At 37.1% G+C, this 21,757-nt stretch carries 27 protein-coding genes; 20 read left to right on the top strand and 7 right to left on the bottom strand.

The window, feature by feature from the left end:
• The first annotated feature begins 57 nt into the window (after positions 1-57).
• The 10 genes from NST76_RS17345 to NST76_RS17300 all read left to right on the top strand — a co-directional run bounded on the left by NST76_RS17345 (position 58) and on the right by NST76_RS17300 (position 8,562).
• The gene (locus NST76_RS17345) at positions 58-1,053 is read left to right on the top strand and encodes an ABC transporter substrate-binding protein (RefSeq protein WP_342544202.1); all 996 of its coding nucleotides are present in this window, start codon (positions 58-60) and stop codon (positions 1,051-1,053) included.
• Between the two features lie 177 nt (positions 1,054-1,230).
• Complete coding sequence (locus NST76_RS17340; protein ID WP_058844833.1) at positions 1,231-2,088, top strand: DUF72 domain-containing protein; 858 nt, start codon at positions 1,231-1,233, stop codon at positions 2,086-2,088.
• On the top strand, positions 2,088-2,912 hold the full coding sequence (locus NST76_RS17335) for a sulfite exporter TauE/SafE family protein (protein WP_058844834.1): 825 nt from the start codon (positions 2,088-2,090) through the stop codon (positions 2,910-2,912). Before NST76_RS17340 ends, NST76_RS17335 begins: the two co-directional genes overlap by 1 nt.
• Positions 2,913-2,932: 20 nt before the next feature.
• Complete coding sequence (locus NST76_RS17330) at positions 2,933-4,300, top strand: bifunctional UDP-sugar hydrolase/5'-nucleotidase (protein WP_058844835.1); 1,368 nt, start codon at positions 2,933-2,935, stop codon at positions 4,298-4,300.
• A gap of 33 nt (positions 4,301-4,333) precedes the next feature.
• Positions 4,334-5,443 carry an HD-GYP domain-containing protein gene (locus NST76_RS17325; protein ID WP_036119715.1) on the top strand — a complete coding sequence of 370 codons (1,110 nt, stop codon included), beginning with the start codon at positions 4,334-4,336 and terminating at the stop codon, positions 5,441-5,443.
• A 23-nt stretch (positions 5,444-5,466) separates the two neighbouring features.
• Entirely contained in the window at positions 5,467-6,264 is a 798-nt protein-coding gene (yunB, locus tag NST76_RS17320; protein ID WP_051891599.1) for a sporulation protein YunB, read from the top strand.
• A gap of 106 nt (positions 6,265-6,370) precedes the next feature.
• Positions 6,371-7,288: a lipoyl synthase gene (lipA, locus tag NST76_RS17315; RefSeq protein WP_036119719.1), complete on the top strand. Its 918-nt coding sequence runs from the start codon at positions 6,371-6,373 to the stop codon at positions 7,286-7,288.
• 33 nt (positions 7,289-7,321) lie between these two features.
• Positions 7,322-7,669: a YutD family protein gene (locus NST76_RS17310; protein ID WP_036119722.1), complete on the top strand. Its 348-nt coding sequence runs from the start codon at positions 7,322-7,324 to the stop codon at positions 7,667-7,669.
• Between the two features lie 117 nt (positions 7,670-7,786).
• Positions 7,787-8,314: an HAD family hydrolase gene (locus tag NST76_RS17305; RefSeq protein ID WP_342544201.1), complete on the top strand. Its 528-nt coding sequence runs from the start codon at positions 7,787-7,789 to the stop codon at positions 8,312-8,314.
• Positions 8,315-8,373: 59 nt separating this feature from the next.
• Complete coding sequence (locus NST76_RS17300) at positions 8,374-8,562, top strand: hypothetical protein (RefSeq protein WP_170829885.1); 189 nt, start codon at positions 8,374-8,376, stop codon at positions 8,560-8,562.
• Between the two features lie 86 nt (positions 8,563-8,648).
• Here NST76_RS17300 and NST76_RS17295 read toward each other — a convergent pair whose 3' ends face one another.
• A complete protein-coding gene (locus NST76_RS17295) occupies positions 8,649-8,915 on the bottom strand; it encodes a DUF3055 domain-containing protein (RefSeq protein ID WP_036119730.1) in 267 nt (88 codons plus the stop codon).
• A gap of 88 nt (positions 8,916-9,003) precedes the next feature.
• Between NST76_RS17295 and NST76_RS17290 the strand changes: the two genes are divergently transcribed.
• Entirely contained in the window at positions 9,004-9,462 is a 459-nt protein-coding gene (locus NST76_RS17290) for a DUF86 domain-containing protein (protein ID WP_036119733.1), read from the top strand.
• Complete coding sequence (locus tag NST76_RS17285) at positions 9,459-10,211, top strand: TIGR01457 family HAD-type hydrolase (RefSeq protein WP_271910797.1); 753 nt, start codon at positions 9,459-9,461, stop codon at positions 10,209-10,211. The genes NST76_RS17290 and NST76_RS17285 overlap by 4 nt, the downstream gene beginning before the upstream one ends.
• 80 nt (positions 10,212-10,291) lie before the next feature.
• Here the strand turns inward: NST76_RS17285 and NST76_RS17280 are convergent, their stop codons facing one another.
• Positions 10,292-10,528 carry a YuzB family protein gene (locus tag NST76_RS17280; RefSeq protein WP_036119739.1) on the bottom strand — a complete coding sequence of 79 codons (237 nt, stop codon included), beginning with the start codon at positions 10,526-10,528 and terminating at the stop codon, positions 10,292-10,294.
• A 269-nt stretch (positions 10,529-10,797) separates the two neighbouring features.
• Here NST76_RS17280 and NST76_RS17275 point away from each other — a divergent pair, with 269 nt between their 5' ends.
• A complete protein-coding gene (locus tag NST76_RS17275; protein WP_036119742.1) occupies positions 10,798-11,862 on the top strand; it encodes an NAD(P)/FAD-dependent oxidoreductase in 1,065 nt (354 codons plus the stop codon).
• 71 nt (positions 11,863-11,933) lie between these two features.
• On the opposite strand, the gene NST76_RS17270 is transcribed toward NST76_RS17275, so the two are convergent.
• Positions 11,934-12,269, bottom strand: a complete 336-nt coding sequence (locus NST76_RS17270; protein ID WP_141905624.1) for a YuzD family protein — start codon at positions 12,267-12,269, stop codon at positions 11,934-11,936.
• Between the two features lie 83 nt (positions 12,270-12,352).
• Here NST76_RS17270 and NST76_RS17265 point away from each other — a divergent pair, with 83 nt between their 5' ends.
• Positions 12,353-12,589, top strand: a complete 237-nt coding sequence (locus NST76_RS17265; RefSeq protein ID WP_004228295.1) for a NifU family protein — start codon at positions 12,353-12,355, stop codon at positions 12,587-12,589.
• A 48-nt stretch (positions 12,590-12,637) separates the two neighbouring features.
• Here the strand turns inward: NST76_RS17265 and NST76_RS17260 are convergent, their stop codons facing one another.
• Positions 12,638-13,330, bottom strand: coding sequence for a DUF2225 domain-containing protein (locus NST76_RS17260; RefSeq protein WP_342503498.1), 693 nt, complete (start codon positions 13,328-13,330; stop codon positions 12,638-12,640).
• A gap of 186 nt (positions 13,331-13,516) precedes the next feature.
• Between NST76_RS17260 and NST76_RS17255 the strand changes: the two genes are divergently transcribed.
• A complete protein-coding gene (locus tag NST76_RS17255) occupies positions 13,517-13,891 on the top strand; it encodes an iron-sulfur cluster assembly accessory protein (RefSeq protein ID WP_036119760.1) in 375 nt (124 codons plus the stop codon).
• A 212-nt stretch (positions 13,892-14,103) separates the two neighbouring features.
• On the opposite strand, the gene NST76_RS17250 is transcribed toward NST76_RS17255, so the two are convergent.
• Positions 14,104-14,625 (bottom strand): GNAT family N-acetyltransferase, encoded by a 522-nt coding sequence (locus tag NST76_RS17250; protein WP_342504467.1) that lies wholly within the window; start codon positions 14,623-14,625, stop codon positions 14,104-14,106.
• Between the two features lie 211 nt (positions 14,626-14,836).
• Entirely contained in the window at positions 14,837-15,388 is a 552-nt protein-coding gene (locus NST76_RS17245; RefSeq protein WP_036119763.1) for a hypothetical protein, read from the bottom strand.
• A gap of 169 nt (positions 15,389-15,557) precedes the next feature.
• On the opposite strand from NST76_RS17245, the gene NST76_RS17240 reads away from it, so the two are divergent.
• The 5 genes from NST76_RS17240 (at position 15,558) to NST76_RS17220 (ending at position 21,122) form a co-directional block, all read left to right on the top strand.
• Positions 15,558-16,055: an NUDIX hydrolase gene (locus tag NST76_RS17240; RefSeq protein WP_058844840.1), complete on the top strand. Its 498-nt coding sequence runs from the start codon at positions 15,558-15,560 to the stop codon at positions 16,053-16,055.
• Between the two features lie 24 nt (positions 16,056-16,079).
• Positions 16,080-17,831: a sensor histidine kinase gene (locus NST76_RS17235; protein ID WP_058844841.1), complete on the top strand. Its 1,752-nt coding sequence runs from the start codon at positions 16,080-16,082 to the stop codon at positions 17,829-17,831.
• Between the two features lie 6 nt (positions 17,832-17,837).
• Positions 17,838-18,575, top strand: a complete 738-nt coding sequence (locus tag NST76_RS17230) for a LytTR family DNA-binding domain-containing protein (RefSeq protein WP_338651801.1) — start codon at positions 17,838-17,840, stop codon at positions 18,573-18,575.
• 118 nt (positions 18,576-18,693) lie between these two features.
• Positions 18,694-20,487 (top strand): carbon starvation protein A, encoded by a 1,794-nt coding sequence (locus NST76_RS17225; protein ID WP_342503500.1) that lies wholly within the window; start codon positions 18,694-18,696, stop codon positions 20,485-20,487.
• Between the two features lie 305 nt (positions 20,488-20,792).
• Entirely contained in the window at positions 20,793-21,122 is a 330-nt protein-coding gene (locus NST76_RS17220) for a YuiB family protein (protein ID WP_036119784.1), read from the top strand.
• Positions 21,123-21,212: 90 nt separating this feature from the next.
• Here the strand turns inward: NST76_RS17220 and NST76_RS17215 are convergent, their stop codons facing one another.
• Positions 21,213-21,737, bottom strand: a complete 525-nt coding sequence (locus NST76_RS17215; protein ID WP_342503501.1) for a divergent PAP2 family protein — start codon at positions 21,735-21,737, stop codon at positions 21,213-21,215.
• Between the last annotated feature and the right edge of the window lie 20 nt (positions 21,738-21,757).

Here is a 21,757-nt window from a genome sequence, read left to right as displayed (position 1 = left end):
TGCCAGATGACATAGCTGTTTGTCATAACGATAACAATTTAAAGGAGATTATTGTCAATGAAAAAGAAGTTTCTATTTATTAGTGTCATCGCATTATTTATGCTGATCCTAGCAGCATGTGGTGAGAAAAAGGCTACGGAAGAGGAAACATCCACAGATACGCCAAAAGAAGAAGCAACGCAAACAAAAGATGAATCTACAAATGAAGATGGTACGAGAACAATTGAATATCTTGGTGAAAGCTATGAAGTACCAGAAAAGGTCGAAAGAATTGTTGTAACAGGTGCTATGGAAGCGATGGAGGATATGGTTGTTCTTGATGTTCATCCAGTAGGAGCTATTGCTATTGGTGGCAAATTCCCTGAGCTATATGCTTCTGTAACAGACAAAGCAGAATCAATTGGTGAGAAAATCAAACCAAATTTTGAAAAAATATTAGAATTAGATCCTGATGTCATTTTAGGTTCAACAAAGTTCCCAGAAGAAGTACAAAGTAAATTAGAGAAAATCGCTCCTACTATTTTAGTGTCACATATATCGACGAACTGGGAGTCTAATTTAAACTTATTAGCTGAATTAACAGGTAAGCAAGCAGATGCAGAGAAAATCTTAGCTACATATAAGGCAGATATTGAAGCTGCTAAAACGACGTTAACTGAGAAACTACAAGATAAAAAAGTAGCTGCTGTTCGTATTCGTGGTGGACAGGCTTATGTTTATCCAAAAGAAGTATTTTTAAATGCTGTTCTTTATGGAGAACTCGGTTTAGCAGTGCCTGATGAAGTTGCGAAAGCAAAAGCACAAGAAGCCATTTCTGTGGAACAACTGGCAGATATGAACCCTGATTATTTATTTGTACAGTTTTCAACAGATGAAAATGCGGATGCACCAAATGCTTTAGAAGACTTTAAAAACAATCCAATCATCCAAAATATTAATGCCTTTAAAAATGACCAAGTGTTTGTCAATGTACTTGATCCATTAATGGAAGGTGGCCCAGCTTATAGCCGAATTAAGTTTTTAGAGGCTATCCAACAAAATCTTGTGAAATAATAGGTAGCCCAATTAAGTAGCATGAGTTCAAGGGTATATGGACTCATGCTTTTTCTTTTGCATATAAGAGACAAACCTTCATTTTGAATGTACAAAAGAATGCGATATTTTTTACATGATGTTTATTTCTAGTATCATACTGTGTGCTATGATTATGTACATAGAGGAGGGTGTCACATGATTGTAGTTGGATTAACTGGTTGGGGCGATCACCCTTCACTTTCTAGTGGAGTGACTACCTCAAAAGATAAATTATTTGATTATACAGGTCATTTTTTAACGGTCGAAGTCGATACGTCTTTTTACGCCATCCCGTCCAAGGAGCATGTTCGTAAATGGTGTGAGGATACACCCGAAAATTTTCGTTTTGTTGTAAAGGCGTACCAAGGTATGACTGGCCATTTGCGTGGTGATATACCTTTTGAAACAAAAAATGATATGTTCAATGCTTTTATCGAATGTGCGAATGAATTTAAACGTTATGGAAAGCTAGCGATGGTATTAGCACAATTTCCACCGTGGTTTGATTGCCAGGCAAAAAATGTACAATATTTATTGTATATACGGCAGCAGCTCAAGGATTTTGAAGTAGCTATTGAGTTTCGAAATCAAACATGGTATGCAGAAAATGTCGTACAGCAGACGATGGATTTTTTACGTGAACATCAATTTATTCATACGATTTGTGATGAACCACAGGCTGGTGTAGGTTCAGTCCCCTTCTATCCTGTAGTGACGGCGAGTAAAGCACTTATCCGTATCCATGGGCGCAATATCCATGGGTGGCGCAACACAGGGAATGCTGAAAATTGGCGTAAAGTTCGCTTTTTATATGATTATAATAAAGAAGAATTACAACAGCTTGGGCATAGCATGCAAAAGCTTGAAAAAGAGGTCAATGAACTCTTCGTATTATTTAATAATAATTCAGGTAATCATGCAGCGAAAAATGCAAAGGAGCTACAAGACATGTTGAATATTAAAGATGTTGGACTAGCGCCTAAACAATTAAACATGTTTGAAGGGGAACTATAATGGAATTTATTTTATTAGTTATCATTGCACTATTGGCGGGTCTAATTGGCTCATTGGTTGGGCTAGGTGGTGGTATCGTTTTAGTACCAGCAACCTTATATATTGGTTTAAATCTAGGAATGATTCCAGATATTACGCCTCAAAAAGTAGTGGGTTTATCAGTTGTTATGATGATCTTTACAGGGCTAGCCTCCACATTAAGCTATATGAAATCCAAAACGGTGGATTATAAAAGTGGCTTTATATTTTTTCTTGGAAGTATTCCAGGAACGATTCTTGGAGCTTGGGTCAATAAAGGATTAGACTTACCATCCTTCAATTTATATTTTGGTATTCTGCTTATTATTTTATCAATCATTTTGCTTGTCCGTGACAAGTTGAAGCCAGTAAAATGGTTTGTGAAAAATGGTACGCAACAAGAATTTACAGACTCTGAGGGCAATACCTTTATATATGGCTATCCTATTTGGTTTGCCTTTATATTAACATTTGGTATTGGCTTTGCTTCTGGGCTGTTCGGCATTGGTGGTGGCTCGATGATTGTACCAGCAATGATTATTTTGTTTTTATTTCCACCACATGTCGCAGTGGCAACATCGATGTTTATGGTGTTTTTAACGTCCATTGTAAATTCCTCAAGCCATATTTACTTCGGACATGTGCCGTGGCTCTATACAATCCCTGTTATTCCAGGGGCCTATATTGGGGCAAAATTGGGGGCGGCATTAAATAAAAGAATTAAATCAGATACGCTTGTACTCGCCCTAAGGATTATTTTATTATTATTAGGAATTCGTTCCATTATAGAAGGCATATTAGCTTAATTTGAAATGAGGTGGCTTTAATGCTTGAAAAAATCCATATTTTTCACACAAATGATTTGCATAGTCATTTTAAGTATTGGCCACGTATGCAAAGCTATGTGAAAGAGATGCGTAACAATCTAGCGGCAATAGGGGAAACAAGCTATTTATTTGATGTTGGAGATCACTTAGACCGTTCTAATATTTATACAGAGGCGACGGTTGGGAGAGGCAATGTACAATTACTTAATGAGGCAGGTTATGATGTAGTGACAATCGGTAACAACGAAGGCATTACATTGTCACATGAAGAGCTCTTCCATTTATATGATGATGCCAATTTTGAAGTTGTGGTGGCGAATGTCTATGCCTCTCAAGGGGAAAAGCCATCTTGGATGAAGCCCTATGTTATTTTAACAACAGAAACAGGTACAAAAATAGGTGTAATTGCTGCTACAGCCATGTTTGAAGTGTATTATCAAGAATTAAATTGGCATATGGACGATGCCCGCAGTACATTGCTACGTCTAGCACATCAACTACGTAAAGAGGTTGACATTGTTGTGTGCTTGTCACATTTAGGCATTACAGAGGATGAGCTCTTAGCGGAAGAATGTCCCGAAATTGATGTGATATTCGGGTCCCATACACATCATGTCTTGCCAACTGGCAAACATATCAATGGTGTTTTACTGACAGGTGGAGGGAAATTTGGCCAATATACAGGTCATCTTGTCATAGAATATGATAAAAAAATGAGGAAAATTGTTGAAAAAGAGGATACTTTAATTCATAATAAGGATTTGCCAATTGTTAATAATGAACAGAAAATGGTACAGTTTTGGGAGGATGAAGGTAACAGAATACTGGATACACCAGTCTTTACAACAAATAAATCCTATAACAAGGAATGGTTCCATTACTCACAGCTATCAGATTTATTTGCACATGCCATTTTGGAAAAAAGCGGTGCCGACTGTGCATTGTTCAATGCAGGTATCTTTTTAGATGGTTTACCGAAGGGCACTGTAACTGCGCTAGATTTGCATCGAATTTTTCCACATCCTATTAATTTATGTACAATTGAATTATCCGTTGCAGAAATGAAAGAAATTTATATGCAATCCAAAAATGAAGAGTGGCCCTATATCGAATTAAAAGGTTTAGGGTTTAGAGGCGTTATTTTTGGGAAAATGTTGACATACGGATTTTCAATGAATGACAATCGCCAATTATTGATTAATGGCAAGCTAGCGGATCACGATCATATTTATAAACTTGTGACGTTAGATTTATTTACATTTGGTTATTTTTATCCAAGCTTTAAATATGCGAAGAAACAATATATTTTACCTGAATTTTTACGAAACATTATGATAGATTATGGTCAAAGATTCTTTAAACAATAGAGAGAGTTTAAAGAATGGATTGGGGAAGAAATCATGCGATTAATTTCAATCGATGTATTAAAAGAAGGAATGGTATTAGGTAGAACCATTTGGAATGAGGCAGGTCATCCACTTTTAAAGAAAGATGTTGTTATTAATGACCGGATTATTCAACGACTTCAACAGTTAAATATGCATTATCTATATATTAACGATGATATTTCTGAAGGTATAGAAGTAGAAGAGACCGTTCCACCTGCTATGCGAAATAAAGTGATTACAACTATAAAGGATTCATTCCAATCCATTGATGGTTGTAATCCCGTAAATGCCTCTTATATATTAGATCAGCAATCAAAGACAATTGTCTCAATTGTAGATGAACTACTTTCTGCAGTAACTGGAAATGATGAAATTTTAACTATTTTAACAGATGCTTATTTATTTGATGAATATTTATATCAACACTCCTTCCAAGTGACCTTGTACTCCATTGCGATTGCCAAAGAGCTTGGTTATTCGGCTGAGGATTTACGCTTAATCGGTATTGGTGCTTTACTGCATGATGTTGGTAAACTCATGGTACCTAAAGATATATTAACAAAGCCTGATCGTCTCACTAATGATGAGTTTGAAACAATGAAAATGCATGCTCGTTATGGTTTTGATTTATTGCGCAATCTACATTCTATCTCATTACTTGTGGCACATTGTGCTTTTCAGCATCATGAGCGAATTGACGGAAGCGGCTATCCAAGAGGGCTTGTTGATTTTGAAATTCATCCTTTTGCCAAGATTATTGGCGTGGCAGATGTTTTTGACGCAGTTACAACCAATCGTGTTTACCGTGAAAAGATGCTACCTTCACAAGGGTTAGCAATTGTTGAAGCAGGCTCTGGTACTCTTTATGATGCTCGTGTTGTAAAAGCGTTAAAAAGGGCAGTGGTCCACTATCCAAATGGCGTTATTTTAAAATTATCGGATGGACGACGCGGTATTGTATCCAGACAAAATACATTGGATGCAGCATTACCGTGGATTCGTATTTTTGAAGAGCAAAATCAATTGCTCGCAGCTACATATGAAATCAATTTAGTGGATTATCCTAGTGTTTCAATTGAAAGTGTTGAGACCGATTACGTGGCTTCCGCAAAAGTAGAATAAATTGCTCCCCCTGTTCATACGTTATGGAACAGGAGGAGATTTTTTTGTTTTTCCCTCGAAAAAGGATGAAATTACGCTCATATAATCAAAGGGGAATACGTCTTAATCGATTAACAATTTTAATTGTAAGTACGGTTATTTGCCTTATATTATTTATTTATTATTTAAACGAACGGCTCATGCCAACCTATTTGCAGTATGCCGAGGTACAAACCACTAAGATTGCGTCATACGTTGTGAGCAAAGCCATTAATTCACGTACCTCAAATGTATTAGATGTCAATGATATCATTCAAGATATTCCTCCCGGTACATCTGAAATGATGACGACTAAGTTTAATACAGAAATTATTAATCGTGTTCGAGCAGAGACATTAGAGCTTGTTAAAATGTATTTAGAGCAAGCTGAACAAGGAGAATTATCGCATTTACCTGAATTAGATAATGTTGAATATGATATTAACAGAATTCAGGAAGGTGATGGTATTGTCTTCTTTGTACCTCTTGGTCAAGCGGCCAATATACCTTTGCTCGGAAATTTAGGGCCAAAGATTCCGATACGCTTCCACGTGATTGGAAATGTTCATAGCAATGTGACGTCCTCCATTCAGGAATTTGGGATCAACAGTGCTTATGTGGAGGTAGGTATTCATTTAGAAGTCAATGTACAGATTATTGTCCCGTTCGCTAGTAAATCTTCAACCGTTGCACAAGATATCCCTGTAGCAATGGGCTTAACGAGAGGTCCTGTTCCAAACATTTATACAAATAGTAGTGATGCACCGCAACCCTCCATCGAAATACCTGTCCCTTATAAGTAGAAATGTTATTGTGATAGTTGTTGGAGCTCCTTTAATATGTTACATTGACAACAGTGAAGATAGTTAATATTAAAAAATGCATATTTTTGATAGGGGCGATATTCGTATGACATCTTGTAAACCTACAAGTAAAGAAGAACATGTAAGAAAACCAGACTGGCTAAAAATAAAACTAAACACGAACGACGAATATAAAGGGCTTAAAAAGCTGATGCGTGAGAAAAATCTGCATACAGTATGTGAAGAAGCTCGCTGTCCAAATATCCATGAATGCTGGGGAGAAAGACGTACTGCTACCATGATGATTCTTGGTTCCGTTTGTACACGTGCTTGTCGTTTCTGTGCAGTCAAAACAGGGTTACCCAATGAACTAGATTTGGCTGAACCAGAGCGCGTTGCAGATTCAGTAGCAATTATGAACTTAAAGCACGTTGTAATCACAATGGTAGCGCGTGACGATTTAAAGGATGGCGGTGCGCAAGTATTAGCCGAAACAGTTCGTGCTATTCGCCGTAAAAGTCCTTTCACATCTGTTGAGGTGCTGCCATCAGATTTAGGTGGTATAAAAGAAAACCTTCAACTGCTAATGGATTCGAAACCAGATATTTTAAACCATAATATTGAAACGGTACGCCGTTTAACACCAAGAGTACGTGCTCGTGCAAAATACGAACGCTCATTAGAGTTCCTTCGCTTGGCTAAAGAGATGCAGCCAGAAATTCCAACGAAATCATCGTTAATGATTGGCTTAGGCGAAACACACGAAGAAATTTTAGAAGTAATGGACGATTTACGTGCGAATAATGTAGATATTATGACAATCGGTCAATATTTACAGCCAACGAAAAAGCATTTACCAGTTAAAAAATATTATTCACCAATTGAATTTGGTAAACTGCGTAAGATTGCCATGGAAAAAGGCTTTAAACATTGTGAAGCAGGCCCACTTGTACGTAGTAGTTATCATGCAGATGAACAAGTAAATGCTGCAACAAAAGAACGTCAATTACAAGCAGAACTCTAAACGTCAAGGCTGAACGAAAAGGGTGGTGTCACTTTGATCATAATTGAAGGATTAGAATATGAACTAATAAAGGATTATCGAGAAGCCTTTCAGGAGGAAGTTTTTCAGGAAAGGTATTCAGATATTTTAGCCAGATACGATTATATTGTAGGGGATTGGGGCTATAATCAATTACGTTTAAAGGGTTTTTTTGATGATAAAAATCAAAAGTCAACTTTTGATACGAAAATAAGTACGCTTCAAGACTATCTATATGAGTATTGTAATTTTGGCTGTGCTTATTTTGTGTTACGTAAAACGGGCAAAGTCATGAAACAGCCTGAAGTGTTGGATACAAGTGTGGTAACAAAGCCAACAGACCAAGAACCTTTAGCGGAATAAAAAAGATAAGAGAAACCTGATGTGATAGGCATCAGGTTTTTTCTTGTGTCCTTGTTTTCTTTTGCAGTAATGGGGGAAAACTAAAGCACAAAACAGCTTATTAAAGGTGTGTTGCATATGAAAAGAGCCGTATTTTTAGATCGCGATGGTGTCATCAATGAGGTACTAACGAGTCGTGTGAAATTTGTCAATAAGCCTAAGGATTTATACTTTTTACCACAGGTGCCTGAGGCGATCAAGAAGTTAAATAAACATTTTGATTATGTGTTTGTTGTGACAAATCAAGGTGGTGTCGGTTTAGGTTTCATGAAGGAAACGAACTTACAGAAAATACATGAGCATATGGTGAAGGAGCTCAAGAAAAAAGGCGCCACTATCCATGAGGTCGTTTATTGTCCACATAAGCCTAGGTCGGGCTGTGCTTGCCGAAAGCCCAATAGTAAATTAATTGTGGATTTAGCGAGGAAATATAACATTGATGTATCTAAATCCTATATGGTTGGTGATACGGACACGGATATAATTGCAGGCAAACAAGCAGGAACAAAGGGTGTATTTTTAGGAGACCAAGATCCATTAGCAGATGCCGTTTTCCCAGATTTAATAAGTGCTGCACATTGGATTATTGAGGATTCAACGACTTAATTAGTGTGAAAAAAAGAAGTATAAAACATTAAAAAAAGGATAATTTATGAGTGGAGGTGATGATATTGGCAAAGAACAAGCGCGATAAAAAGCCATTAGATCGTGAGGAATACGGATATGGTTTTGATATAAGTGTAGATGATTTAGCGGTTATTGGTCAAAATCAGCAAGCAAAAAAACAAAATGATGAAGAAAACAAAGACAATAAGCCCCATAATAAAAATAATCCATCTACTTTAAATAAATAACAATACGTAAAAAGATTTCGCAATCGCCTACAGGGTAACGCGGAATTTTTTTATGCCCTATAAAAAAACACCCAATAAAAAGGGTGTTAGTTCAATAATTCACGTAAATATTCTCGTAATTCTATCGTTTCTTCCTCTGTGCGATTGTACACATGTTCTAAGTAACCAGGTTCTTCTATATCATCAGGGCCGATGATAGCAAAGCGACCAAATTGAATATCCATGACAAGCACTTTTCCAAAGAAGCGGCCTGATTGTAAAATAGCTAAATCATAACGTAGCTTTTTCCCAGCAAAACTAACAAAGCGTGTTTTTGTATCTTCTACATCATCATATAAAAAAAAACGTTCCATCTTTTAATCTCCTTCCAGTCCTATAGTTATGGTACTATAGAAGAGAAAAGACTATCAACTTTTAATGATTTGAATGGGGGCTTTCCTTGTGTATTTTGTAGATCGTAATAAAATCACAAAAAATTTACAGTACTTAGATGGGCTATTAACTATTTTGGAGACAGAGGATAATGATAACTGGCTTCAAAATGATATAAAGAAATTAGCTATCGAGCGAATTGGACACAACATTATGGAGTCAATGATGGATGTAGGCAATTTAATGATTGACGGTTTCATTATGCGTGATCCAGGAAGCTACGAGGATATCATCGATATTTTAGTCGATGAAAAAGTTGTAGCTGCTGAAATGGAAGCACCATATAAAGCAGTTGTTGGCTTGCGTAAAATGCTTGTACGCGAGTTTATAGATGTAGATATCCCAGAGGTTATTCAGGTACTAACAGCCAATTTAGAGGCTTTAAAGCAATTCTCGCCAGCAGTCCACCATTATTTAACAAATGAATTAGGGCCAGTTTCAGCTTTTTTACCAGAGGACCATCAATGAAACAATATAAAGCCTATTGCTTTGATTTAGATGGCACTGTCTATCGCGGGAAGGAAGGAATTCCTTCAGCGGTTGCGTTTATTCATCGTTTACAGCAAGCAGGAATTGAGCCATTTTATGTAACGAATAATTCTTCGAAGACGCGAGAACAACTGCAGGAAGCTTTAATGTCTATTGGTGTAAACGCACCATTAGAGCATATTTATTCAAGTGCATTGGTAACAGCAAAATATGTGGCACTTCATTTCGCAGGCAAAAAAGTAGCCATGATGGGCACAGATGGAATACGTCAGGCATTACTCAATGAAAATATTGAACCTGTTGAAGATGAGCCGGAAGTATTTGTTATGGGTATTGATCGTACGCTTGATTATATGGCACTTGCTAGAGCAACGATTTTTGTCCAAAAAGGGGCAACCTTTATTGCGACTAATCAAGATATTAAATTCCCGACAGAGTACGGCTTTTTACCAGGCAATGGTTCTTTTGCTCGCTTAGTAGGAGAGGTTGCAGATGTTGAACCAATCTATATTGGTAAACCATCACCAGCCATGCTGGAAGTAATCGCTACAGAACATGGAATTGCTAAAGAAGACATGGTGATGATCGGTGATAACTATGACACGGACATTATGTGTGGTATTCATTTTGGCTGTGACACCATTCATGTGAATACAGGTGTTACTCCTACAAAGGTTGTACTAGAAAAAGAATGTCAACCTACATATGTAGTGGATGTATTAAAATAATAAAAGGATGTTTATGCTGATTTTTAGCATAACATCCTTTTTATTTGTTCAAATTTATTTCATATAGGCATTTTAGAAAACTACCATAATGGATTTTCTTCAATAAATTGATAAATGGCTTTCGTTAATGCATCAGGAGAATCGGCTTCTACTAATTCACCATTTACAATTGCATAAAAAGATTCCGAGCACTTTGTACAATAACTGAGGCAGCCATATTCCAAAACGTCGATGTTTGGATCGCGTTCGAGTACTTCATAAGTTGCTTGAGAGCCATTTGCTAAATTACTTATACAAAATTCAACCATTGGATTCATTCATGTCACCTCACCAAAGTAATGCTACTCGGTTTTACGATTTTCGTCAATTATTTATGTTTAAGGTAAAAGAAACGTTTTTTGATAAAAGATAAAGGGAATTCGTTATTAATAGCTCTAAAATCAATCGAAATGAACAAGTTCTCATTTATTATGTGAAATCTTTCACAAAATTTCATTCTGATATTGTGAAACTTCTCACAATCGGTTATACTCGTTTGTGGATACTTTGTGAACAATTATTAAAAGAGATATAAAAGGAGACTATTATGGGTAAATTAGTACTTTTAGGTGGCGGCTACGGCAATATGCGTGTCATGCTTCGTCTATTAAATAGCTTACCATTAGACAGAGAGGTAGTTATAGTAGATAGAGCCCCTTTCCATAGTTTAAAAACAGAATTTTATGCATTGGCGGCAGGGACTGCAACAGATAAAGAAATTCGTGTAAGCTTCCCAGAGCATGAACGTTTAACGGCTGTATATGGAGAAGTCGTTGAAATTAATCGTGCAGAAAAAGTAGTCCTTTTAGAAGACGGGCAACGTATTGAATATGATGATTTAGTCATTGGGCTTGGCTGTGAAGATAAATATCATGGTGTACCAGGTGCGGAAGAGCACACATATAGCATTCAAACGATGGGACAATCGCGCGCAACATTCCAAGCACTTTGTGGTTTACCTGCTGGGTCTACAGTGGGAATTGTAGGGGCTGGCTTGAGTGGAATTGAGCTTGCAAGTGAGCTACGTGAAAGTCGATCAGATTTAAAAATAAAGTTATTTGACCGTGGTCAACGTATTCTTAAGGATTTTCCAGAAAAACTAAGTAAGTATGTAAAGGATTGGTTTGTTAAGCATAATGTTGATGTTATAGCCAACTCCAATATTACAAAAGTAGAACCAGGTAAAATTTTCAATCACGAAGATGAAATTTTACTCGATGCTGTCGTTTGGACTGCAGGTGTACAGCCTGTCAAAATCGTTCGTGATATGGATGTTGAGAAAGATAAACATGACCGTCCACTTGTCACTCAGTATTTTAATGTACTTGATGATGAACATGTCTATATTGTAGGGGATTGTGCTTCATCAGATTTACCTCCAACAGCACAGTTAGCTGAGGAACAAGCGGAGCAAATCGTAAAAGTACTTCGTATGCGTTGGAAAGGTGAACATTTACCAGAGAAGATGCCGGACATTAAATTAAAAGGCTTCATGGGGGCTCTTGGTAAAAAACAAGGCTTTGTGTACTTAGCTGATACAACAGTCACTGGACGTATCGCGCGCTTAATGAAATCAGGATTATTATGGTATTACAAACGTCAAAATGATTAATTAGCTACTGTCTTTCATAGAGAGAAAAGGGATTGCTCTAACATCATGTTGAAGCAATCCCTTAGCTTTGTTTAAACAGTTTCGTCTGGAACAAAGCCTAAATTTTCAAGTGCTGTAAATACAGGCTTTAATTGCACATAGCCTTCACCAACAACTTCATTATTTATGAGGACAAGAGGGTAAAAAAACTCATCTTCTTGAATACGTTTGGCATACTCTTGGTCGCGATCATTCTCAATTGGACCTTCAATATCAATATAGCGAATATCGTAGGTTTGATCTGGGTACTTACGGTCGATGGCTGCTTGAAGCCACTCATATGTATCTTTTGAAGATGGAGCATTGACACAGCTAGCACAGATAACAGCTGTTCCATAAATTTCAATCATCGGTTTTGTTGATGGCATAGTATTTTCTCTCCTTGTGATTCAATATTGGATTTTTTCTGTTGCTAACATTATAATCATTATAAGGAAAGGAGTCGAGATAAATGGCAGAAGCAACAATTAACGACCAAGTACAAGAGGTATTAGATAAATTACGTCCATTCTTACTACGTGACGGTGGAGACTGTGAATTAGTAGATGTTGAGGATGGCGTTGTTAAATTACGTTTATTAGGTGCATGTGGCAGTTGCCCAAGTTCTACGATTACATTAAAAGCTGGTATTGAACGTGCTTTACTAGAAGAAGTACCAGGTATTGTGGAAGTAGAGCAAGTATTCTAAGCTATCATAAAAAGTTCTAGCTGTCAGCACAGCTAGAACTTTTTTCAGCTATACATGGCGTGCATGTTCTTTCTCTTCACGTATAATGGCCCATTGCTCTTTCGCCATATCCACAATTTTTGCTTCGCCCCCAGCACTTTGTTTTTCAATGACTCTTGAAAAGAAACGTGTGGCATTTTCAATATCTCCAATGCGTCTGGATAATTCAGCAATCATATACATGATGCGGACAGCTGACATTTGTGTTGAACTATAATCCTCAGTTGAGTAAGATTCCATATAATAATCACGTGCTAATTTCAAAAAACGTTCCTCTTGTCCGCTATTGTTCAAAGAACGATAAAGCCAAGCAAGACGTAAAGTTAATCCGGCAATCGCTACATTTTTTTCTTTTTTAATTGTCCCACAAAGAAAAGCTAACTTATAGGCTTGAATCGCTTGAAATACGGTGCGTTCACCCTTGAAATCATGGTGCACCCATTTTTCCGTAATGTGTGTACGAATTTCATCTTGAATACCTGGTGCAAAATATTTTGTAAAGTCTTCTGTAAAGGAGAAGCCGCAATGCTCGCAAACAAAGACGTTGTAATAAAGAGCATTGACATCATCTGCATAGATCGGTTGAAAATCTGTTTCGGTATGGTCTACTTTAATAAATTTAGAGCGTACCTTTAATGTCGGAAAATCTTTTTTGCAATTCAAACATTGAATTTTTTTTTCGTAATATGGTGAAATCTCCATATATATTCCCCCCTACAAAGAAGTCGTTGTAACTATTATACCAATAGAGTTTTTATTAACATGAATAAAAAATACTAAAAATGTGAAAAATATTAGAATTATGACTAAAAATCGACTTGAAGCTGAATGTTTGTCATACAATGGTCAAAATTGATATGATAATACGTAAGAAGGAAGGTGATTGGGATGACAAGTACAAAAAAAGTAATTGAAGTTACACAAGCTGCTGGCTTTCATATTAATGAAATGATGGAGCATAATGAAGAACAAGGTTCTTTTTTACGTGTAGTGGTGAACGGTGGCGGCTGTAGCGGACTATCCTATGGCATGCACTTTGATCAAGAGAAAAAAGAGGATGACTTTGAAGATGTACAGCATGGTTTAACAATTCTTGTTTCCCGTGAAGATGCGCCGATTTTGATGGGAACAAAAATTGACTATAAACAATCGCTAATGGGCGGTGGCTTCACAATTGATAATCCAAATGCTATTGCATCATGTGGCTGTGGTACTTCATTTAAAACAGCTAAACGTGAAGGTACACCTGAGGTTTGTGAATAAAAACTTGTATCAGGAAGTTGATAGATAAGTGTACACAATCCTTAAAATAAGAACACAACCCTAAAATAGCGGTTTAGGGTTATAGATACCAAGCCTTTTTGATTTGTATGTTGGGATAACAACAAATTGAAGAGGCTTTTACTATGGTTTGCAAACATAAAAATTTAAAACGAAAGCCCCGTTTATATAATGAAACAGGGCATTCTAATAATCTAAAATTTATAATACCAAAAAATCGCTATTTCATTTGCTGTTGGAAAGTTTGCATAAAGCATTGTATCCACTGCACCTATTATAAAGTGATTTTTGGCATAAAAATGACAAGCTGAAACATTGATATCCTGTGTTTCAAGAGTGAGACCACAAAAGCTCTTTTCTTTTGCCCACTCAATTGCTTTATTTAGTAAGGCAGTACCAACACCCTTTTTTCTATAATCCTTTGCAACAGCAATATCTTCAATAAGTGCATATCCATTCCAATTAGAGCACATCTTAATCTGCCCAACACAGTTGTTTTCAATATAATAAAAAAATACAGCTTTCTCGACTTCCTCTATGTAACGAAGGTCCATTTCATTATCATCATATTTCTTGAAGTAAGGCTCAGCAAATATTTCCTCTGTGAATGTCCAAATGTTATTTGCATATGTCGGTACAATCCTTCCTGAAACCATAAAACCGTCGTTTGTTTTATTAAAATCCCTTAGATTATCTTGAGTCATTTTAATAATCATTTTCATCTCCCTTTCTCCATTGAGGTAGGATTTCTACCTATCTTAAGCCAAACTAACATCTACCTTCTTTAATGGAATTCCCGATAGCAGGAAATTGGAATTTACATGTTTACATTGGTGAGACCCTCTTTAATGAAATAATAGTTAATGTACAATCAGTTCTAAGAAAAGCGCTTCTTTCATTGATAATGAAAGAAGTCTTTTTCATGGGCTAATCAGATTTTTCACGCTCAATAAACTTTGCCTCATTTAAAATAGCTAGCTGGTAAATGGCCCTTTTTTCATCGAGACCAAATTGTCCGTTTTCCTCGATAACAAATTGTTCATTGTTTGTTGTTTGAAAGTAATACGTTCCTACAGAGCCTATTTCATATTCGTAGATAACCTCATTTATATCTTGCCATTTATAAATAATTTGTTTGTGATAATGTTGAAAAACGATTTGATCCTTTTGTATGGCGCTATAGCTTAAAAAAGAATAATAACCTAATACGAAGCTGCTTAAGATGATTGCAGAAGAAATGGCGTAAATATATGGATTTCTTTTTAATCCGAGGACAATCAAAGCTAATACTATCAATCCGATGGCTATTAAAAGCATAATAAAGTTGCTAGGAGGTGTAATCAGTACGACATTATCCCTATTAAAATAAAATGTATGCGATATAGTTAAGGGCATAAAAAAGGCAAGAAAAGGAGTTAATATTGCTAACATAAGTGCTGTTATAAAGTACTTTGCTCGCACTGAGAGTGCATTTAACATAAGGTCTCCTCCTAAATCAAACTTCCTTGTTATTGAAAGTGTAACATATTTACAAATAAGGTATGTATACGCATTTTTATAGTATATAAAGATTGGTCTTAAAATTCTGAATAAAAGCTTCATTCCATTGAAAGCAAGCAGGTATAATAGTTAGATAGAGGTGAAGGTTATGAAAAAAGATCGAGGAAAAATATGGTTGGGTGTATCAGGTGTTACGGTCAATGAGCTTGGACAATGGTTAGTTGTGAAAAAGGCTTATAGCGGCTTGAAAGGACGTTGGTCATTGCCAGCAGGGTTTGTCAACGCAGGTGAAACAGTGGATGAGGCGGTCATTCGTGAAATCAAAGAAGAAACAGGAATTGATTGCAGTGTATCAGGCTTAATTGGATTTAGAACGGGTGTCATCCGTGATGACATTAGTGATAATATGGCGATTTTTTATTGTCATATGCTAGATGAGCAGCAACAGGTATGCATTCAGGAAAAAGAAATACTAGAAGCCAAATGGTTGTATCCTCATGAGCTAGCACAGGATGAAACAACCTCGGTTATGTTAAAAGAAATGGCATCCAATCAATTCGAAAAACATCAATTAGAAGCGATAGAGGGGATTAATCCTGGCGATATTTTTGGTTATACCTCTTATCGACTGTTCTTTAAAAAATGATATGACTTCAGGAGGAAGGCTATGATGGAGTTATTTTTATTTATGCTGGAGCGAGTCGGTTTGATCATTGTGTTTGCCTTTTTAATGTCCAGATGGAGACTTTTTCGAGAGAAGCTGTTTCAGGAGCAAGGAAAGAAGGAGAAAATATGGCTTATCATTATCTTTAGTAGCTTATGTATTATTAGTAGCTATACAGGTATTAAAATTGAAAGCGGTACGATTCATCCTTTAAATCAGATGATACATAGTACGATCAATGCTGAGGAGGCTATTGCTAATACGAGGTTAATCGGCGTAGCCATTGCAGGTATTTTTGGTGGGCCCCTTGTAGGTGTTTGTGTAGGGATTATTGCAGGTGTTCACCGAATTACACTTGGGGGCTTTACAGCGATAGCCTGTGGTGTTTCGACGATTCTTGCTGGCTTTATGACAGGTGGATTAAGCAAACGTTTCAAAATACGTCAAACTTTTTCCTATAAGAAAGCTGTCATTATTGGAATCTGTGCGGAAACGATTCAGATGATTGTCATTTTAGTAGTCGCGAAGCCATTCGAGCAAGCTTTGCAGTTAGTATCGTTAATTGCGCTGCCAATGATTTTGATGAATGCCTTTGGGATATTTTTATTTTTCATGATTATTAAAACATTTATTGATGAGGAAGAACGGACAAAAGCTTTACAAACACATCAAGCTTTTTCGATTGCCCAACAAACGATTGAGCATTTTCGTAAGGGTTTGAATGAAGAATCATGCCAAACGGTTGCTGAAATTATTAAAAGGGAAATAAAAGTAGAGGCGGTCGCTATTACTGATAAAAAGGGCATATTGGCACATGTCGGTGTTGGTGAGGATCATCATTTAATTCATCGTGAAATTATGACAGCTCTAACGAAACGTGTATTAAAGGAAGGCGAAATTTTAATGGCTACTTCGGCAAAGGAGATTCAATGTCCACATGATGGTTGCCCATTAAGCGCTGCCATTGTTCTGCCTTTAATGGTACAGCAGCGCACTGTTGGAAGCTTAAAGCTCTATTTCACGAAAGCAGAATCTTTAACAGGAGTGAAGAAGGAGCTTGCGGAGGGCTTAAGTAGACTATTCTCCTCACAGCTCGAATATGCTGAAATTGAACAACAGCGAAAGTTATTAAAAGACGCTGAAATTAAAGCATTACAGGCACAAGTTCATCCTCATTTCTTCTTTAATAGTCTGAACACGATTTCGAGCTTGATCCGAACAGATGCAGATGCGGCAAGAGCACTATTGATCAAACTAAGCACATTTTTTAGAAGCAATTTGCAAGGCGCACGGCAAATGCTCATTCCATTAAAAAATGAAATTGATCATGTTGAGGCTTATTTATCCATTGAGCAAACAAGATTTCCTAATCGTTACGAAGTCGAATTTATGATGGATGAAACACTCTTTGATGTGCAAATTCCTCCATTTACATTACAGCCTCTTGTTGAAAATGCTATTTATCATGCCTTTAAAAACCGCAAGGAAGGCAAGATTTTTGTCAAAGTACAACGAGTGAACGATAAGCTAGTACTAGTAACGGAAGATAATGGCTGTGGTATGAGAAAAGAACAGGTGAAACAGCTCGGTAAACATATTATGCAATCGGAGCAAGGAACAGGAACGGCGTTATGGAATATTTACCAACGCATTCATGAAATTTACGGCACAGAGGCAGATTTTCATATAGCGAGTACATTGGATGTAGGAACGAAAATAATGATTCAACTGCCGCTAAAGGCGACTAGATGGGAGTAGAAAAGATTGAATGTATATATTGTGGATGATGAACCGTTGGCACGCGCTGAGTTGAGGTATTTATTAGAGCAAACAGCGTTAGTAAATGTTTGTGGCGAATCTGAAAATCTAGAGGACTTTTGCAAACAGTATGAACAGATAGATTGTGTATTTTTAGATATTGAGTTAGGAATGAAGAATGGACTCGATTTAGCTAAGCAACTACTGTTAGATGCACAAAGACCCGAAATTATTTTTGCTACAGCCTATGATGAATATGCATTACAGGCATTTGAGGTCAGTGCCTTTGATTATATTTTGAAACCATTTGAGGCACAAAGAGTACAAGCTACTGTGGAAAAGCTATTAGCTAAAAAAAGAGCTGCCCAGGTAAAAACAATGGAAGAAATAAAGTTTTCACAGTTGGACAAGCTCGATAAATTAACGGTTTATGTAAACGATCGAATTTTATTAATGAAAATACAGGATATTTTATATTGTACATCTGAGGACAGTAAAACGGTGGTTGTGACAGAGCAAGGGAGATTTTTCGCTTCGGAGTCATTGGCAGCGTTAGAGAAGAAGCTGGCTTTAAAAGGTTTTGTGCGTGTCCATCGTGCGTTCATTGTTAATTTAGAGCATATTGTGGAACTAGAGCCTTGGAGTAGTTCTAAATATAATTTAATATTGCACAACAGACATTCAATTCCGGTTAGTAGGCTGTATATGAAGGATGTACGGAAAATTTTTGACCTATCAAAATAGTTGCATTTCAATAGAAGAATACGACATTTCAACTTTGATTTCTGACATTTCAGTTAATTTCATGAATATGGGGGACATTCCTTTGCTATGATGTGAAAAAAGTAAAAGGGGTGTTTGCATGAATGCGATTACAATTGTGATAGGATCTATTTGTGTTTTGGTGATTAGCTATCGTTTGTATGGCATATTCTTTACAAAAAAGGTACTCAAAATAAAAGATGATACGCCCACGCCAGCGCATGCTTTGGAAGATGGTAAGGACTATGTTCCGACGAATAAATGGGTAACCTTTGGGCATCATTTTGCAGCGATTGCCGCCGCAGGACCATTGGTTGGACCGATTTTAGCTGCACAGTTCGGGTATTTACCTGGACTTCTATGGTTATTAATAGGAGCGGTAATTGGTGGGGCTGTCCATGATGCTGTTGTGTTATTTGCTTCCATGCGTCATGGAGGGAAATCCTTATCAGAAGTGATGAAGGAGGAGCTTGGTCCTATTGCTGGCTTCTGTACAGGCCTTGCGATGCTATTTATTATTACGATTACTATGGCAGGTCTTTCAATGGTGGTGTTAGGAGCTTTAGAACGTAATCCATGGGGAACGTTTGCGGTAGGGATTACTATTCCAATCGCGATACTAGTAGGGATTGCTTATCGAAAAACAGGCAATTTAATTTTAACATCCACAGTAGGCTTTATTTTATTGATGATTGGCGTATTTATCGGGCCACTTATTCAAGGTACAGCATTTGGTGAATTTTTAACGTTTGACCGTGATACATTAGCTATTATCTTACCGATTTATGCCTTTTTAGCCGCTGCTTTGCCTGTATGGCTATTACTAGCCCCACGTGATTATTTAAGTAGTTTCATGAAGATTGGTGTATTTATTGCATTAATTATTGGCGTTTTCTTTGTCAATCCTGCTATTCAGTTCCCGCCGTTAACAGAATTTATTCATGGCGGTGGCCCAGTAATTGCAGGTCCTGTATGGCCATTTGTGTCTATTACGATTGCCTGCGGAGCTATTTCAGGCTTCCATGCTTTTGTAGGCTCAGGAACGACGCCTAAAATGATTGATCGTTGGGAAGATATTCGTATTGTTGGCTTTGGCGCAATGTTAGTAGAGTCATTAGTAGGCGTGATGGCCTTGATTGCAGCTACAGCCCTTCATCCAGCAGACTATTTTGCGATTAATTCAGCACCAGCTGTATTTGCCACATTAGGGATGGAGCCTGTTCATTTACAAGCCTTGTCTCAAAGCATTGGCATGGATTTAGAGGGACGAACAGGAGGCGCTGTAACCTTGGCTGTTGGAATGACAGATATCTTTACAGGCATTCCTTGGTTCGCAGAGTTATCTTCTTATTTCTATCAATTTGTAATAATGTTTGAGGCTGTCTTTATTCTAACAGCTATTGACGCAGGAACGAGAGTAGCTCGCTATTTGATTCAAGACTTTGGTGGCAATGTTTATAAACCATTGAAGCGTACCAATTGGGTACCGGGTACAATTTTTGCCAGTGCACTCGCCTGCTTTATGTGGGGCTATTTATTGTATTCGGGGGATATTAGCTCCATTTGGGTATTATTTGGTGTATCCAATCAACTGATGGCAGCTATTGGTTTAGTATGTGGAGTGACGATGGTATTGAAGGTGGCAGATAAGCGAGTTTATGCGTTAACATGCTTTATTCCATTGGCTTATTTATACGTCACTGTCAATGTTGCAGGCTATTGGATGATTAAAAATGTGTATTGGAATCCAGCAGCTGCAGGCTTCAATATGTTAAATGGCATCTTATCCGTTATTATGCTGATGCTCGGTTTATTAATCGTCATCACAGCCTTTAAAAAATGGGCACAGCTTTGGAAATCACCGAAGTTCTTGCTAGCTCAAACAGCTTCATAAAGAAACAGTAAAACTATTGAAGATTAGAAGCCCTATCTTCAATAGTTTTTTGATGATAAAAGCGGGAAAATACCCGCGATGAAGGAGGGAATACTCGCGGAAGACAGGGAAATACTCTCGATAGGAGGAGGAATACTCGCGGAAGACAAAGAAATACTCTTGTTAAGAGAAAGAATACCTGCAAAAATCCGCGATAACTGAAAGATTAACTAAATATGTCGAACAAGCGAAAACAAGGATATGTTCATTGAAAGCGTTGTCGTAATCATGTAAACTAATGAGAGGAAAACGGAGGTTATACATACATGGATGGTCCAGTTTCATTAGTACAGTTAATCATTTCAATATTGTTATTTTTCGTCATGTTCTTTGGTATCGGATTTTTGTTAAATATGCTGTTACGTATGACATGGTTAATGTCGATTGTGTATCCAATCGTTGTCATCTTTATTGTAGATGAAGTAAGCTTCTTAGATTATATTTTTAAGCCAGGTTCTGCATTCCCAGCACTAATCGATAAATTACAGGCGCTACAGTTTGTAGATATTGCTATTTTATCAGGTGGATTTGCGGGTTCCATTGTGGCAGGTATCGTGATGATTTATTTACGAAAAAGTGGATATCGAATGTTCTAACTTGCTGAGTATTCTTCTTTCAATCGAAGGAAGAATACTTTTTTTATACAAAAAAACACAACCTCCCTCTAGAGGATGTGTTTTTATTGCTTATAATATGAAAAACTCGTAGGTTATGATGGCGATAAAAATACCTGTGAGAGCCCCAAAAAATACTTCGCTTCGTTTATGACCTAATAATGTTTTTAATTCCTCCATTTTCTCCTGCCCATCCATCTGAGGCCATTTTTTTAAATCATGGAGCAATGTTTGGAAGTCCTTGCGCAGCTGATTTAATATAGCGGCATGCTGTCCTGCTTGGTAACGAACACCACTGGCATCGTACATCACAATAATGGAAAACATAGCGGCTACTGCAAAAATAGGGGATTCCAACCCCGTCTCATAAGCAATCGAGGTTGCCAGTCCAGTGACTGAGGCAGAGTGAGAGCTAGGCATACCACCCGTCGAGGTAAACAGGCTCCAATTCACTTGTCTAGTCATTAAAAAATGGATGGGGATTTTGACAAACTGTGCAAAGAGAACGGCAAAGAGGGCAATTAGTAATGGGGTATTTTGAAGTAAACTCAATTCATCACAACCTTTGCAAATAATTGCTTTTATTATAACATTCATTATTTTCTAAAAGAAGATAC

Source organism: Lysinibacillus sp. FSL W7-1291 (assembly GCF_038593415.1).
Classification (GTDB): domain Bacteria; phylum Bacillota; class Bacilli; order Bacillales_A; family Planococcaceae; genus Lysinibacillus; species Lysinibacillus fusiformis_D.
Note: the sequence above shows the minus strand (reverse complement) of the source record. Positions and strands in the feature narration are given on the sequence as shown.